Origin of the sequence: Mycobacterium sp. NPDC050441 (genome assembly GCF_040655355.1) — a bacterium.
Taxonomy (GTDB): domain Bacteria; phylum Actinomycetota; class Actinomycetes; order Mycobacteriales; family Mycobacteriaceae; genus Mycobacterium.
Genome location: NZ_JBFAJS010000005.1, coordinates 517,587 through 531,604, shown reverse-complemented (window position 1 = coordinate 531,604; position 14,018 = coordinate 517,587). Strand labels below are relative to the sequence as shown.

13 protein-coding genes and 1 riboswitch are annotated in these 14,018 nt (G+C 67.6%); of the genes, 10 read left to right on the top strand and 3 right to left on the bottom strand.

Translation table 11 applies throughout. The features are described from left to right. The first annotated feature begins 3 nt into the window (after nt 1-3). Nucleotides 4-855, top strand: a complete 852-nt coding sequence (locus AB0I14_RS18135) for a TIGR03560 family F420-dependent LLM class oxidoreductase (RefSeq protein ID WP_358024163.1) — start codon at nt 4-6, stop codon at nt 853-855. Here AB0I14_RS18135 and AB0I14_RS18130 read toward each other — a convergent pair. Further along, nucleotides 852-2,381: a HEAT repeat domain-containing protein gene (locus tag AB0I14_RS18130; RefSeq protein WP_358024160.1), complete on the bottom strand. Its 1,530-nt coding sequence runs from the start codon at nt 2,379-2,381 to the stop codon at nt 852-854. The two genes, AB0I14_RS18135 and AB0I14_RS18130, sit on opposite strands and share 4 nt — an antisense overlap. Before the next feature lie 84 nt (nt 2,382-2,465). Next, entirely contained in the window at nt 2,466-3,326 is an 861-nt protein-coding gene (locus tag AB0I14_RS18125; RefSeq protein WP_358024157.1) for a ribonuclease Z, read from the bottom strand. A gap of 104 nt (nt 3,327-3,430) precedes the next feature. Between AB0I14_RS18125 and AB0I14_RS18120 the strand changes: the two genes are divergently transcribed. From AB0I14_RS18120 to AB0I14_RS18095, 6 genes are all read left to right on the top strand, one after another. Further along, nucleotides 3,431-3,862: a CBS domain-containing protein gene (locus AB0I14_RS18120; RefSeq protein ID WP_358024155.1), complete on the top strand. Its 432-nt coding sequence runs from the start codon at nt 3,431-3,433 to the stop codon at nt 3,860-3,862. Between the two features lie 61 nt (nt 3,863-3,923). Beyond that, a complete protein-coding gene (locus AB0I14_RS18115) occupies nt 3,924-4,532 on the top strand; it encodes a GNAT family N-acetyltransferase (RefSeq protein ID WP_358024152.1) in 609 nt (202 codons plus the stop codon). 20 nt (nt 4,533-4,552) lie between these two features. After that, nucleotides 4,553-4,685: riboswitch (cobalamin riboswitch) on the top strand. A gap of 40 nt (nt 4,686-4,725) precedes the next feature. Continuing rightward, the gene (locus AB0I14_RS18110) at nt 4,726-5,763 is read left to right on the top strand and encodes an ABC transporter substrate-binding protein (protein WP_358024149.1); all 1,038 of its coding nucleotides are present in this window, start codon (nt 4,726-4,728) and stop codon (nt 5,761-5,763) included. Nucleotides 5,764-5,807: 44 nt separating this feature from the next. After that, entirely contained in the window at nt 5,808-6,782 is a 975-nt protein-coding gene (locus AB0I14_RS18105) for an ABC transporter substrate-binding protein (protein ID WP_358024412.1), read from the top strand. Next, nucleotides 6,779-7,804: an iron chelate uptake ABC transporter family permease subunit gene (locus AB0I14_RS18100; protein WP_358024146.1), complete on the top strand. Its 1,026-nt coding sequence runs from the start codon at nt 6,779-6,781 to the stop codon at nt 7,802-7,804. The genes AB0I14_RS18105 and AB0I14_RS18100 overlap by 4 nt, the downstream gene beginning before the upstream one ends. Then, nucleotides 7,801-8,601: an ATP-binding cassette domain-containing protein gene (locus AB0I14_RS18095; RefSeq protein ID WP_358024143.1), complete on the top strand. Its 801-nt coding sequence runs from the start codon at nt 7,801-7,803 to the stop codon at nt 8,599-8,601. Before AB0I14_RS18100 ends, AB0I14_RS18095 begins: the two co-directional genes overlap by 4 nt. Here the strand turns inward: AB0I14_RS18095 and AB0I14_RS18090 are convergent. Further along, nucleotides 8,575-9,210 carry a type II toxin-antitoxin system PemK/MazF family toxin gene (locus AB0I14_RS18090; protein WP_358024140.1) on the bottom strand — a complete coding sequence of 212 codons (636 nt, stop codon included), beginning with the start codon at nt 9,208-9,210 and terminating at the stop codon, nt 8,575-8,577. The two genes, AB0I14_RS18095 and AB0I14_RS18090, sit on opposite strands and share 27 nt — an antisense overlap. A 79-nt stretch (nt 9,211-9,289) precedes the next feature. On the opposite strand from AB0I14_RS18090, the gene lepA reads away from it, so the two are divergent. The 3 genes from lepA (at nt 9,290) to AB0I14_RS18075 (ending at nt 13,940) form a co-directional block, all read left to right on the top strand. Next, nucleotides 9,290-11,179, top strand: coding sequence for a translation elongation factor 4 (gene lepA, locus AB0I14_RS18085; RefSeq protein WP_358024137.1), 1,890 nt, complete (start codon nt 9,290-9,292; stop codon nt 11,177-11,179). A gap of 77 nt (nt 11,180-11,256) precedes the next feature. Further along, entirely contained in the window at nt 11,257-12,561 is a 1,305-nt protein-coding gene (locus AB0I14_RS18080; protein WP_358024134.1) for an NtaA/DmoA family FMN-dependent monooxygenase, read from the top strand. After that, nucleotides 12,558-13,940: an LLM class flavin-dependent oxidoreductase gene (locus AB0I14_RS18075; protein ID WP_358024131.1), complete on the top strand. Its 1,383-nt coding sequence runs from the start codon at nt 12,558-12,560 to the stop codon at nt 13,938-13,940. Before AB0I14_RS18080 ends, AB0I14_RS18075 begins: the two co-directional genes overlap by 4 nt. Nucleotides 13,941-14,018: the final 78 nt, after the last annotated feature.

Here is a 14,018-nt window from a genome sequence, read left to right as displayed (position 1 = left end):
AGCGTGAGTGTCACGAACTACTCGTGGCCCGATGCGATTCACGAGCGACTCGCCGATCTGGCGACGTTCCTCGATGGCACCGCTGTCGACACCCTGTGGGTGGCCGACCATCTCATGCAGGCGGATCCTTCCTGCCGGACTGACGAGCCGATGCTCGAGGCGTACACCGTGCTCGGTTACCTCGCCGCGGCGACGCGACGCATCCGGCTGGGCACGATGGTGACGGCGGCGACCTTTCGGGCGCCCGCCCTGTTGATCAAGGCGGTGACGACGCTCGACGTGCTCTCGAATGGCCGGGCGTGGCTCGGTCTCGGCGCCGGTTACAACGCGGACGAGGCGACCGCGATGGGATTGTTCCTACCGGACACTGCGGAACGGTTCGAGCGGATGACAGAGCTGTTGCAGTTGGCCGATCAAATGTGGCGCGGCGACCAATCGAGTTACCGCGGTGAGTATCTGACCGCGCGGGAGCCGATCGGCAGCCCGCTACCCGTGACCGCGCCGCATCCTCCCGTGCTGATCGGCGGTACCGGGGAGCGACGCACACTGCGGCTGGTCGCGCAGTATGGCGATGCGTGCAACCTGTTCGACGTACCCGACGGTGGCGCCTCGATCCGAAGACAGCTCGACGTTCTCGATCTGCACTGCGCAGATGTCGGACGCCGGTCCGACGAGATCGACCGCACGGTGACCACCGCGCTTCACGACGGCGAGGGCTCCGACGCGCTCGTCGAGCGCTGCCACTCGTTGGCCGACTCAGGGATCCAGCACGTCGTGGTGATCGCCCGCGGTCGACCGCTGACCGAGACCGACCTCAATTGTGTTGCGGGCGCGGCAGATCAGCTCGCGGCCTAATCCGACAGGCCGAGGTGCCAGCGCAGGAGGCGGGCGTCGTGGACGCCGATACTCGGCTCTGCGGCATCGATGAGCGGGCCCAGGCGATCGAGGGTGGACGGGCTCGGCATCTGGTACGCCGTCGAGGCCTCGCGGTCCAGCCATCCGGTGAGATCTGTACGGGCATAGGCGCGCAGCGTTTCGTCGAGGTCGACGACGCCCCGGAGGTCCACCTCGATCCGGGTCCAGGTGTCCCTGCCGACCAGCAGGCTGAACGCGGCGCGCCGGACGTGCGGTGGTTGGTCTGTGCGCAGCAATTCCCACAACCGATCCGTCGGTGGCAGGTCCGGCTGCCCACGCAGGGCCGCCAGCACCGCGCGCACGACGATCGGGGCTCGGTCGGTGACCAGGCCCGAGATCGTGTCGAGGGGGCCACCCAGTCGGCGCACGGCCCGCACCGCCTCGGCACGCACCCGCGGACGGTCATGCCCGTGATAACCGCAGACCAGCTCCGCGTCATCGACTGTGCCGCACTCACCGAGCCCGGCGATGACGCCGCGCAGGTGTGAGTCATCAACGGAGAACAGCAATTCCCGGTAACGCTCGGCCGCGTCCCGGCCGGCGCGCCGCATTGCCCACTGGGCGGTGGCCCGCAGCGCCGCCGACCGGTCCGCGAGGAACGCGTCCCCTGCCTCCGGGTGCCCGATCTGGACCAGTCCGGCAAGCGCCTCGACACGCACCAGCACGAAGCGGGCGCCGAGCAGATGTTCCAGGGTGTCCCGATCGTGGTGGCGTACGGAGGCGCGGACGGCCGCGTCGACGCACAGGCTCCGGCAGACGTTGTCTCGCTCGGTCAGGGCCGCCTCGACGACCGCAGCCGAGCCGGCACGGCCCGGCTCCAGCCACAGACGGTAGGCGAGTCGGCGCACGGGCAGGTCGTCGCTCATGCGGGCGGAGTCGAGCGTTCCGTCCGACCGCGTGCGCAACACCTCGGTCACCGCTTCGACGGCATGCCCGCCCCGACACCAATCCCGCATCGCCAGAGCCACGCCGGCCGCCCGAATCAACGCGGCCGCATCCGCGGTGGCGAGCGCTGCCGGAAGCGCCCGCCGGGCGTCGACCCGAACCGGTTCCACCCAGTCGGCGGTACGGATCACCAACAGCGGAAGCAGTCGCTGATCGCTACCCATCGGTCGCGAATTCACGGCACGCTGTCGGCGCCGTCCGTCTGCCGAACAGGCGTTGAGCAACAGGGCAAGGGGATCGGATCTGAACCACCCGGCGTTGGTGATCCGTTCCCACCGATAGCCGGGATAGAAGGACTCGTACCCCCTCCGCTGTTCGATGTCCAGCCGCAGCCAGGTGCGCGGGCGCACGGTCGACAACACGCGCATGACCTCGTCCGGGTCGGCCCGATCGCGGGCAAGCTGCACCAGGGTCTTCATGGTGCCGTAGAGGCTGCCGCCGCGGTCGGCGTCCGCCACAACGGCGGCCAAGTTTTCAAGCGCATCGCCGTCTGGGGACCGCCGGAACCACTCCGTCGCCATCGCGCCCCCTTTCCCGCTCGGTGCGGTTCAGTGTGAACGCAACGACCGGTCAATTCCATCGGATTTCGCGGCCGCAGCGGCCGATCAGCTGCGCGCTCTGGCGCACACTCCCGGGTGAACCTGGACGCGGTGCAGATCGTCGCCGAGTTCGATCTGGCGGTCGAATGCACTGGCCGCCAATGCCCGCCAGTCGTCTTCGGTGCCCGCAGCGATGGCCGGCACGTAGTGGGTCAGGATCAGGATGCCCACCCCGGCCCGGGCGGCGGTGGCGGCCGCCTCTTCCACCGACGAGTGGTAGTCGCAGATGTCGCGGATCCGTTGCATCGGAAGCTGATTCACGAGGTCTTTGCGAATCACGGTGTGTACCAGGGCCCCCGCGCCGGCGGCCAAGGTATCGAGGCTCTCGCACGGCACGGTGTCCCCGGCCAACACCACCGACGCTCCGGCATGCTCGATCCGGAACCCGATGGTCGGTGTCACCGGCCGGTGATCGGTGGGCGCGACCTGGATATGCACCCCGTCGTGATCCCACACCGCACCCGCGGTGTGCTCGTGTACCTCCACCGGTGGCGGAGCCGTCAGATCCGCATGATGGGCGATGCGGTAACCGATGTCGTGTCCGAAGGCCCGCAGTGTCGCGTCGACCACCTCGGCGGTGCCCGGGGGACCGATGATCGTCAGGGGCGGAGCGTCCGGCGTGAACGTGCTGACCCAGCGGGTGATGATCACGTCGCCCAGGTCGGCGATGTGGTCGCTGTGTAGATGGGTGAGCAGCAACGCGCTGAGCTGGTTGGCGGCGGACCCGGCGGCGGCCAGGCGCTGCAGCACGCCGCGGCCACAGTCGATCAGAAACGTCTGATCGCCGGCGCGCGCCAGGGTTGCCGGCCCGGCCCGCTCCGGATCGGGAATCGGGCTACCGGTGCCGAGCAGCGTGACCTCGATCATGGCCCCATTCCTACTCCGTTATGGCCTATCGGGCGTGGCTTCTTTCTTCCTGACGAACACCGACCTAGCCTGGTTGTGAGGTGGATCACGATCGGAGGCTGCCGATGCGAATCGCGGACGTGCTGAAAAACAAGGGCACGGCGGTGGTGACGATTTCGCCGGAGACGACGGTGACCGAGCTGCTGGCCGGGCTGACCGAATTGAACATCGGTGCCATGGTCGTGATGGGGCCTGACGGGTTGGCCGGCATCGTCTCCGAACGCGATGTGGTGCGCAAGCTGCACGAACGTGGCAGCAGCCTGTTGGCGCAGCCGGTGTCGGAGATCATGACCACGGTGGTGGCGACCTGCACGCCACGCGACACCGTCGACCACCTCAGCGCTTTGATGACCGAGAACCGGGTGCGCCACATTCCGGTCCTCGATCGCGGCAGGCTGGCCGGCATCGTCAGCATCGGGGACATCGTCAAGACCCGGATGGAGGAGCTGGAGGCCGAGCAGCAACAGCTGCAGGACTACATCACTCAGGGTCGCTGATCGCGCCGAGACGATGGTCGTTGGCGCGAAACCGGTGTCAGTCGTGTGCGATGGTGGGCGGGTGGCCGCCGTCGACGTCCGTCCCGCACACCGATCTGACATCAAGCAGCTTGCCGTCGTTCTGGGGCGGGCGTTCCATGAGGACCCGGTGATGGTGTGGATGCTGCCCGACGCGGCCCGCCGGAGACAGGCGCTGGCCCGGATGTTCGCCACCATGACCCGCCACCATTTCCTGGCCGGCGGGGGCAGCGAGGTGGCGGTGCGGGCAGGCGTCATCGGGGCGGCGGCGCTGTGGGATCCACCCGGGTCCTGGCGGCACACGCGGCTGCAGGAATGGCTGATGATGCCCGCCTTCGCTCGGGCCTTCGGTCGCCGGGCCGGCCGGGGCCAGCAGATCGCCGCACTGATGAAGAAGCATCACCCCGAGGAACCGCACTGGTATCTGGCGGTGATCGGCAGCGATCCCACCGTGCGCGGTGGCGGCTTCGGTCACGCGCTGATGCAGTCCCGGTTGGACCGGGTGGACGCCGAACACGCGCCGGCGTATCTGGAATCGAGCAACCCCGAAAACGTGCCGTACTACCTGCGTTTCGGGTTCGAGGTCACCGGGGAGATCGTGTTGCCCGACGGCGGGCCCACGCTGACGCCGATGTGGCGTCAGCCGCGGTAGTGGCCACCTGATTCCGGGCCATCGCGCCGCGGCGCGGCTGTTACAGTGCGGAGGCCGACCAACAGGGGAATCCGGTGAAAAGCCGGAACTGACGCGCAACGGTATGAGGCGCTGCCTCGAGTCCGATTACCTGTAGCCGGAATGACTGTCGACGGCTCCGCGACCGAGCCCTGCATCGAAGGAAGTCTTGGGCGTGCGTGTATCCGCCGTACTGCTGTTCCTCTTGTCCGTTACCTTGTCCGTCACGGTGGCCTGTGGGCATCCAGAACCCGCCGCGCCCGTGGAGATAGACGGGGCCGGGACCGGTCCGACCGGCTATCCACTCACCATCGAGAACTGCGGGGTGAACGTCACTTTCGACGGGCCCCCGCAGCGAGCGGTATCGCTGTACCAGGCCTCGACCGAAATCATGCTGGCACTGGGTCTCGCCGATCGGATGGTCGGCACCTCGACCTGGTTCGATCCGGTGCTTCCCGAGCTTGCGGCCGACAACGCCACGGTGCCCAGGCTGGCGGACAACGACCCGGGACTGGAGACTGTGCTCGCCGCCGAGCCGGACCTGGTCACCTCGGCCAGCGCTCACACCTTCACGCCCGCGGTGGTCGCCGACCGTAGTCGGTTCACCCAGCTGGGAATCCCGACGTATCAATCACCCTCGGTGTGCACCGGGGCGGCAGTCGAGGGCGAGACCGTCACCCGCACCGAATCCCTGGCCCTGGACACCCTGTTCCGGGAGATCCGCGAGCTCGCACAGATCTTCGATGTGCAGGAGCGTGGCCGCGACCTGATCGCCCGGCTCACTCGGCGGCTGGAGGACACCCCGTCGATCACCGAACCGGATACCACTGTCGCGTTCTGGTTCTCGGGGCTACAGACGCCGTATCTGGCCGGCTGCTGCTCGGCACCCGGGCTGTACGCCGCTGAACTCGGCGTCACCAATGTCTTCGCCGATACCGGCGAGGACTGGCCGGAGGTCAGTTGGGAGGCACTGGCCGACCGCGACCCCGACGTGCTGGTCCTGGCCGACCTCAATCGAAGGCGCGTCGACGGGGACGCTCTGGACGCGAAAGTGAGCTTCCTGGAATCGAATCCAGTGACCAGGAACATGACCGCGGTGCGCGACAAGCGCTACGTCGTATTGTCCGGGTCCGAACTCGACCCCGGAATCCGTGAGATCGATGCCCTGGAGAAGCTGGCCGCCGGTTTCAGGGCGTTCGGGCTGGCCAAGTGAAGGGCCGGGTCCGGCTTGTCGTCGGGGTGGCGAGCGCGCTGCTGATGGGCGGGTGTGCCCAGGCCGCCGGCCCGGCAGCGGCTCCTGAGACGGCGCCCGGATATCCGCTGACCGTGCAGAATTGCGGCAGGCAGGTGGTGATCGATGCACCGCCGGAGCGGGCCGTCTCCTTGAACCAGGGCTCGACCGAGATTCTGTTCTCGCTGGGCCTGGCGGACCGCATGGTCGGCACGGCGACATGGACAGATCCGGTTCACTCCGGCCTTGAGGCCGAGAACGCCCGGGTGCCACGCCTGGCGGTCAACAAGCCGTCGCTGGAGACAGTGCTCAACGCCGAACCCGATTTTGTGTCGGCGTCCTTCGGCGGCACCCTGGGGCCAGGCGGCGTCGCCGACCGCGATCAGTTCGCACAACTGGGCGTGCCGACCTATCTCGCGCCCAGCGATTGCGAGGGCAAGACGTCGGTCAACGGTGACGGCGCGCGCACCACCGCATTCACCATGGATGCCGTTTACACCGAAATCCGGGAACTGGCAACGATCTTCGATGTCACTGACCGTGGCGATCGGCTCATCGCGCAGCTCCGCCGGCGGATGGACGCGATCGCGGCAGCCCCCTCCGCCGTCGACATGGCGTTCTGGTTCTCCGATGTTCGTGCCCCTTACTTCGCCGGTTGCTGCGGATCGCCTGGCGTGATCGCCGGGACCGTCGGGGCGCGCAACGTATTCGCCGACACCACCGATGAATGGCCGCAGGTGAGTTGGGAGAGCGTGGCCGATCGCGACCCGGATGTGTTGGTGCTGGGGGACCTGAGCCGCCGCACGATCGACGGTGACGCCCTGGAAACCAAAATCGATTTCCTGGAATCCAATCCGCTCACCCGGGGATTGTCGGCGGTGCGGCACCGCCGCTACATCGTGGTGAACGGGGCCGATCTGAACCCTTCGATCCGCACCGTGGACGGCGCCGAGAAGGTGGCCCGCGGCTTGCGGGAACTCGGGTTCGGCTCGCCGCGGTGAGTATCCGCACCGGATGGCTCGGTGGGTTGTGGGCTGCCGGGCTCGTCCTGCTGGTGTTCTCTGCCGCGGTGGCCATCACCATCGGGCCCGCTGCGTTGTCGGTGGGGGACGTGTACCGCATCGTCGGCGATCGTCTCGGCGCCGGGCCCTCGGGGGCGACCCCGCTACAGGAGAGCATCGTCTGGCAACTGCGACTCCCGCGGGTTGTCCTGGCGGCCATCTGCGGTGCCGGGTTGGCGCTGTGTGGGGCGATATTGCAGTCGCTGCTGCGCAATCCGCTGGCAGACCCGTTCGTGTTAGGCGTCTCATCGGGTGCCTCTACGGGCGCCGTGCTGGTCGCGGTGCTCGGCATCGGCGCGGGCACGCTGACCGTGTCCGGCGGCGCGTTCGCCGGTGCGGTGCTGTCTTTCGCCGTGGTGCTGCTTCTCGCCCATGCGGCGGGCGGCGGGACCGATCGGGTGGTACTGGCCGGAGTGGCCGGCACTCAGCTGTTCTCGGCGCTGACGTCCTTCATCGTGTTGTCCTCGGCTGACGCCGAACAGACCAGGGGAGTGCTGTTCTGGCTCCTGGGTTCGCTGGCCGGGGTGTCGTGGTCCGACGTGGTCGCGTGCACGGTCGTCGTCGGTGCCGGGCTGGTGGTCTGTCTGGCCTGTGCGCGCACCCTCGACGCCTTCGCGTTCGGGCAGGATGCGGCCGCGGCGTTGGGGGTTTCGGTGACCCGGGTGCGCGTCATGCTGCTCGTGATGACCGCGTTGGTGACCGCCGCGCTGGTCAGTGCCGCTGGGGCGATCGGGTTCGTCGGCCTGGTGCTGCCGCATGCCGCGCGCTTTGTCGTCGGCCCCGGTCATCGGCGCCTGCTGCCGACCGCGGCGATCCTCGGTGCGGTCTTCATGGTCTGGGTGGACACGCTGGCCCGGACGGTATTCGCGCCGCAGGAGTTGCCCACCGGGGTGGTCACGGCGCTGCTCGGCGTCCCCGCCTTCGCGTTGATCTTGTTGCGGCGCAGGGGGATGCACAGATGAGCCTGCGAGCGGTCGAGGTGTGCTGGACCCGCTCGGGGCGGGTCGTGCTGGACGGTGTGACGGTGGACCCGGTTCCCGGTAGCACCGTGGGGTTGTTGGGACCCAACGGTTCCGGCAAGTCGTCATTGTTGCGGCTGTTGGCCGGTATCGACCGGCCCGACTCCGGGAGTGTGCAGCTCGGTGGCCGTGAGCTGCACACGATGTCGCGCCGCGCGGTGGCGCGGCGGGTGGCGGTGGTCGGTCAGCACGCGGACACCGATCTGGACATCGGGGTGCGTGACGTGGTTCGGCTGGGGCGGATCCCGCACCGTTCGGTATTCGGCGGCGGTGGCGACGACACTGCCGCGGTGGCCGCCGCATTGGCGGCCACCGGCCTCGACGGTATGGCCGACCGCCTGTGGCACACCCTCTCGGGCGGCGAGCGTCAGCGCGTGCAGATCGCCAGGGCTCTCGCGCAGGAGCCCAGGGAGTTACTGCTCGACGAGCCGACCAATCACCTGGACATTGCTCATCAACTGGAGATCCTCGCTCTGATCCGCACGCTCGACGTCACCAGCGTGGTGGCTCTGCATGACCTCAACCTCGCGGCGATGTTCTGCGACCACATAGTGATGCTGTCGGCGGGAAGGATGGTGGCCACCGGCAGACCGGTCGACGTGCTCACCGAAGACCTGGTGGCCGATGTGTACGGGGTGCTGTGCCGGATCACCGTCGACGACGCCGGACCTTACGTCCGGTTCGAACACCGCCGCCGCGCTGACATCGGCGGGCTAGCTCCAGGAGTACTCGGCCCGTAACCGGACGGCGACCGCCTCGAACCGGCCGCGGTCCAGGATCGCGCCCTCGCGGCGGATGCCTTCCTCTGGGACGTCGAGCACCCGGTCCAGCCGGACCCAGCTCGGCCTGCCGTCGTAGTCCCAGCTGCCGATACCGATGCCGATCCAGTCCGGATCGTCTCGGTGGTAATCCTGGCTGGACAGCATCAGCCCGAGCAGGGTGCGCTGATCGCGGCCCACCACCAGAACCGGGCGGTCCTTGCCCTGGGTCGGATCGTCCTCGTAGACCACCCAGGTCCATACGATCTCGCCCGGATCGGCCTGCCCGTCCAGATCGGGCGCGTAAACGACTTTGCGGGCCCGGTGCGCGGTGGGCGTGCTGTTCCTCGACACCGGCCGTCCCGCGGTGATCGCCTGGGGCGGCGGGACCGCCGCACCGGCGAGCACACCCAGGCCCAGCCGGAGGCCCTGCTGAAGGCCCTGTTGGATGCCTTGTTGCACGGTCCGCGGCACGTTGTCCGTGGTCTGTAGCTGGCGCACGAACTTGGGTGCCTCGTTGAACACCAGGTTTTCGGCGCCGTCCACTACGCCCTTGAGGACGTGTTGGAACGCCTTCCACTGCGACGCCATGGTGTCGAGCATATGCGAGTGGATCCCCGGCGATTGTGTCGTGACGGTGCTTGCTCGATACCCTTGAGGAGCACAGCACGTGCTGGACACCCACGCTCACCAGGAGATTCCCATCAGCAGCTTCGCCGACAAGACGTTCACTGCGCCGGCGCAGATCAGGAACTTCTGCATCATCGCCCACATCGACCACGGCAAATCGACGCTGGCGGACCGGATGCTGCAGCTCACCGGCGTCGTCGACGACCGGTCGATGCGTGCGCAATACCTGGACCGGATGGACATCGAGCGTGAGCGCGGCATCACCATCAAGGCGCAGAACGTGCGGCTGCCTTGGTCGGTCACCAAGGATGACGGGTCCACCGAACAGATCGTCCTGCACCTGATCGACACCCCGGGCCACGTCGACTTCACCTACGAGGTGTCCCGCGCCCTGGAGGCCTGCGAGGGTGCGGTGCTGCTGGTCGACGCTGCGCAGGGCATCGAGGCGCAGACGCTGGCCAACCTGTACCTGGCGCTGGACCGCGACCTGACGATCATCCCGGTGCTCAACAAGATCGATCTGCCGGCGGCGGACCCGGAGCGTTACGCCGGCGAGCTCGCGCACATCATCGGCTGCGAGCCGTCCGACGTGCTGCGGGTGTCCGGCAAGACGGGCGAAGGTGTGGCCGAGCTGCTCGACGAGGTGGTCCGGAAGGTGCCTGCGCCGAGCGGTGATGCCGACGCTCCCGCACGGGCGATGATCTTCGACTCGGTCTACGACATCTATCGCGGTGTGGTGACCTATGTGCGCGTCGTCGACGGCAAGATCACCCCGCGCGAGAAGATCGCGATGATGTCCACCGGCGCCACCCACGAACTGCTCGAGGTGGGCATCGTCTCACCGGAGCCGAAGCCGAGCGACGGTCTCGGCGTCGGCGAGGTCGGCTATCTCATCACGGGTGTGAAGGACGTTCGGCAGTCCAAGGTCGGCGACACCGTGACGACGGCGCGCAAGGGCGCCACCGAGGCGCTGACCGGCTACCGGGAACCCAGGCCGATGGTCTATTCCGGGCTCTACCCGGTGGACGGCTCGGACTATCCGGTACTGCGCGAGGCACTGGACAAGTTGCAGCTCAACGACGCCGCGTTGACCTACGAGCCGGAGACATCGGTGGCGCTGGGTTTCGGATTCCGCTGCGGCTTCCTCGGGTTGCTGCACATGGAGATCACCCGCGAGCGCCTGGAACGCGAGTTCAACCTCGACCTGATCTCCACCGCGCCCAACGTGGTCTACCGGGTGGTCAAGGACGACGGATCCGAGATCGTCGTGACCAACCCGTCGGACTGGCCCGAGGGCAAGGTCCGCGAGGTCTACGAGCCGGTGGTCAAGACCACGGTGATCGCGCCGAGCGAGTTCATCGGCACCATCATGGAACTGTGCCAGTCTCGGCGCGGCGAGCTCGGCGGCATGGACTACCTGTCGCCCGAGCGCGTCGAGCTGCGCTACACCATGCCGTTGGGCGAGATCATCTTCGACTTCTTCGACTCGCTGAAATCCCGCACTCGCGGGTACGCCAGCCTCGACTACGAGGAGGCCGGCGAGCAGATGGCCGATCTGGTCAAGGTCGACATCCTGCTGCAGGGCGAGGCCGTGGACGCGTTCAGTGCCATCGTGCACAAGGATTCGGCGGCGGCCTACGGCAACAAGATGACCACCAAGCTCAAGGAGCTCATCCCGCGCCAACAGTTCGAGGTGCCGGTGCAGGCTGCGATCGGGTCGAAAATCATTGCCCGCGAGAACATTCGGGCGATCCGCAAGGACGTGCTGTCCAAGTGCTACGGCGGTGACATCACCCGTAAGCGCAAGCTGCTGGAGAAGCAGAAGGAGGGAAAGAAGCGCATGAAGACCATCGGTCGCGTGGAGGTTCCTCAGGAGGCGTTCGTCGCGGCGCTGTCCACCGACGCGGCCTCGGACAAGCCCAAGAAGTAGGCGGCCCCGCACGGGGGATTGCTTCGCGCTGAGCGCAACCCTCGGCGCGGGCCGGCCGCGATCGTAGTGTCGCCGGAGTGTCCAGAGAGCTGCATCTGCTCGCCTTCGGTAATACCCGGTCCGCCGGGCCGTGGCGGCATCCCGACATCGACAACAGCCCCGCCGGGGTCCGCCGGCATCTGATCGGCTATGCGCAGACCGCCGAGGCCGGCACCTTCGACGCGCTGTTCTTCGCTGACGGACTGAACTACGGCCCACCCGCGACCTGGGCGTACAAGATCACCGAGGACTTCGAACCGCTCACCGCGACGGCTGCGCTGTCCTCTGTCACCGAGCGGATCGGGCTGGTGGTCACCGGGTCGGCCACCCTGGCCCATCCGTATCATCTGGCCCGCCAGCTGCTTTCGCTCGATCACCTCAGCGGCGGCCGGGCCGGCTGGAATCTGGTCACCAGCTTCGCGCAGGCCGCGGCCGACAATTTCAGTGCTCGCGGCGTGGTGGCCCACGACGAGCGCTACCGCATCGCCGAGGAAGCGCTTGCCGTGGTGCGCAAGCTGTGGGACGGCTGGGGCGAAGACACGATCGTCGAAGACCGCGCCGCAGGGATCTTCAATGACATCAACAGAATTCAACCGACCGATCATCATGGGCGCTACTTCGACGTGGCCGGCCCGTTGGGTTCGGCTCGGTCGGCACAAGGACAGCCGGTCATCTTCCAGGCCGGATCATCGGAAACCGGACGGGGTTTCGCCGCGCGGCACGCCGAGGTGATCTTCACCAGTCACGGCAACCGGGCGCGGGCGCAGGATTTCTACACCCAGATCCACGAGGAGTCACGTCGACTGGGCCGGGCCAGGCCGCCGCTGATCACGCCGTCGCTGCGGTACGTCGTCGGCTCCACCGAAGCGGAAGCCCGCCGCGCGGAGCAGCTGGAGTACGAGTTCTTCAGCCCCGAGTATCAGGCCGGGTGGCTGCTGGAAGTCGATGTCGACGTCACCGGTGCCGATCTGGACGGTCCGGTTCCGGAGTCGGCCTTCCCGGCGCACACCGAGACCCATCAGACCGCGTTGGCCGGCTACCGAATGCTGGCCACCGACGGAAACCCGACGGTGCGAGAGTTCCTCTACCGCACGGTGAACGGTTGGGGTGCGTCGGTGGTGGGCACTCCTGAGCAGATCGCCGATGAGTTCGAGCAATGGTTCACCACCGGTGCCGCAGACGGATTCGTGCTGCGCGATTCCGGGTTACCTGGCCAGCACGAACTTTTCGTCGAGCAGGTGGTACCGGTGCTGCGCAAGCGCGGACTGTTCCGCCATGAGTACGCCGGCGCCACACTGCGATCCCATCTGGGGCTCGACGTACCGCGGCGGCAGCTGTCATGACCGAGCCGTACGTGCTGTCGGCGTTCACCATGTCGACGGTGTCGCACGGCAATTTCGGGCTGTGGCGTCACCCGCAGGACCGCACCGCCGATTACACGAATGTCCGGTACTGGGTGGAACTGGCGAAACTGCTCGATGACGGCGGATTCGACGTGCTGTTCATCGCCGACGCGGTCGGGCAACTCGACGTGTTCGGCGGTGATGCCGGCGCGGCCCTGGCGCGGGCGGTGCAGACGCCGGTGACCGATCCGCTGTTGGCGGTGTCGGCGATGGCCGCGGCGACCCAGCGTTTGGGGTTCGGAATCACGGTGTCCACCACCTATGAGAGTCCCTACCTGCTGGCGCGCAAGTTCAGCACTCTGGATCACCTCACCGGCGGCCGGATCGGCTGGAATGTCGTTACCTCCCTGCTCGACAGCGCTGCGCGCAACATCATCGGGCGGGACCGGCAGATCCCGCACGATGAGCGGTACGCGATGGCCCAGGAATTCCTGGAAGTGACCTACAAACTCTGGGAAGGGTCGTGGGAGCCGGGCGCCGTGCTGCGAGATGCCGAGCGCGGCGTGTACACCGACCCGGCGAAGGTGCATGACATCGCCCACCACGGGCGGTATTTCACGGTCCCTGGGGCGCACCTGGTCGAACCCTCACCGCAGCGCACTCCGGTCCTGTTCCAGGCGGGCACCTCGCCGGCCGGCCGGGAGTTCGCCTCGCGCAACGCAGAACTGGTATTCGTCAGCGATCCGCGGCCCGACGTCCTGCGTGGTCACATCGAGGACATCCGGCGCCGGGCTGCCGGGCACGGGCGAGATCCGCAATCGCTGAAGTTCGTCACCTCGGTCGAGATCGTCACGGACAGTACTGATTCCGCAGCCCAGGCCAAGGCGCGCGAACTTGCCGACTACCACGACCTGGAGGGCGGGCTGGTGCTGCTCTCGGCATTGTCCGGGGTGGACTGGTCGACCTACGGGGTCGATCGCCCGATCGAGCAGTTCGACACCGACGCCAGCCGGTCGATCCTGGCCGCGGTCACCGATTCCGAAATCCGTGAGCACCTGACGTTGCGGGACTACGTCGGGGGACTGGGCGGATTCGGCGGCGAGTTGTTCGTCGGATCGGCCACCACGGTGGCCGATGCCCTGGATGCGTATGCCCGCCGGACCGGGGTGGACGGGTTCAACATCGCCTATCACGTCACGCCCGGCAGCTTCGTCGACGTGGCCACCTACCTCATCCCAGAGCTCCGCCGGCGCGGCCGTGCCCGCGAGGTTTCCGAGCCGACCACGTTGCGGCAGAAGCTGTTCGGCGGCGACGACGGATTACTGGCTGAAGCGCATCCGGGCGCCGCATTTCGTAGGAATTCCATTCATTCGCAATAGAATCCCGCCGATTCCATCGCTGACGACGCGAATCCGATTGCGGCAGTGTGGCAACCATACCGACATATCAACCACCCG

Coding starts and splice junctions, on each gene's coding strand:
- AB0I14_RS18130 (WP_358024160.1), bottom strand. CDS start 2,381: ATGGCGACGGAGTGGTTCCGGCGGTCCCCAGACGGCGATGCGCTTGAA.
- AB0I14_RS18125 (WP_358024157.1), bottom strand. CDS start 3,326: ATGATCGAGGTCACGCTGCTCGGCACCGGTAGCCCGATTCCCGATCCG.
- AB0I14_RS18120 (WP_358024155.1), top strand. CDS start 3,431: ATGCGAATCGCGGACGTGCTGAAAAACAAGGGCACGGCGGTGGTGACG.
- AB0I14_RS18105 (WP_358024412.1), top strand. CDS start 5,808: ATGGGCGGGTGTGCCCAGGCCGCCGGCCCGGCAGCGGCTCCTGAGACG.
- AB0I14_RS18095 (WP_358024143.1), top strand. CDS start 7,801: ATGAGCCTGCGAGCGGTCGAGGTGTGCTGGACCCGCTCGGGGCGGGTC.
- AB0I14_RS18090 (WP_358024140.1), bottom strand. CDS start 9,210: ATGGCGTCGCAGTGGAAGGCGTTCCAACACGTCCTCAAGGGCGTAGTG.
- AB0I14_RS18075 (WP_358024131.1), top strand. CDS start 12,558: ATGACCGAGCCGTACGTGCTGTCGGCGTTCACCATGTCGACGGTGTCG.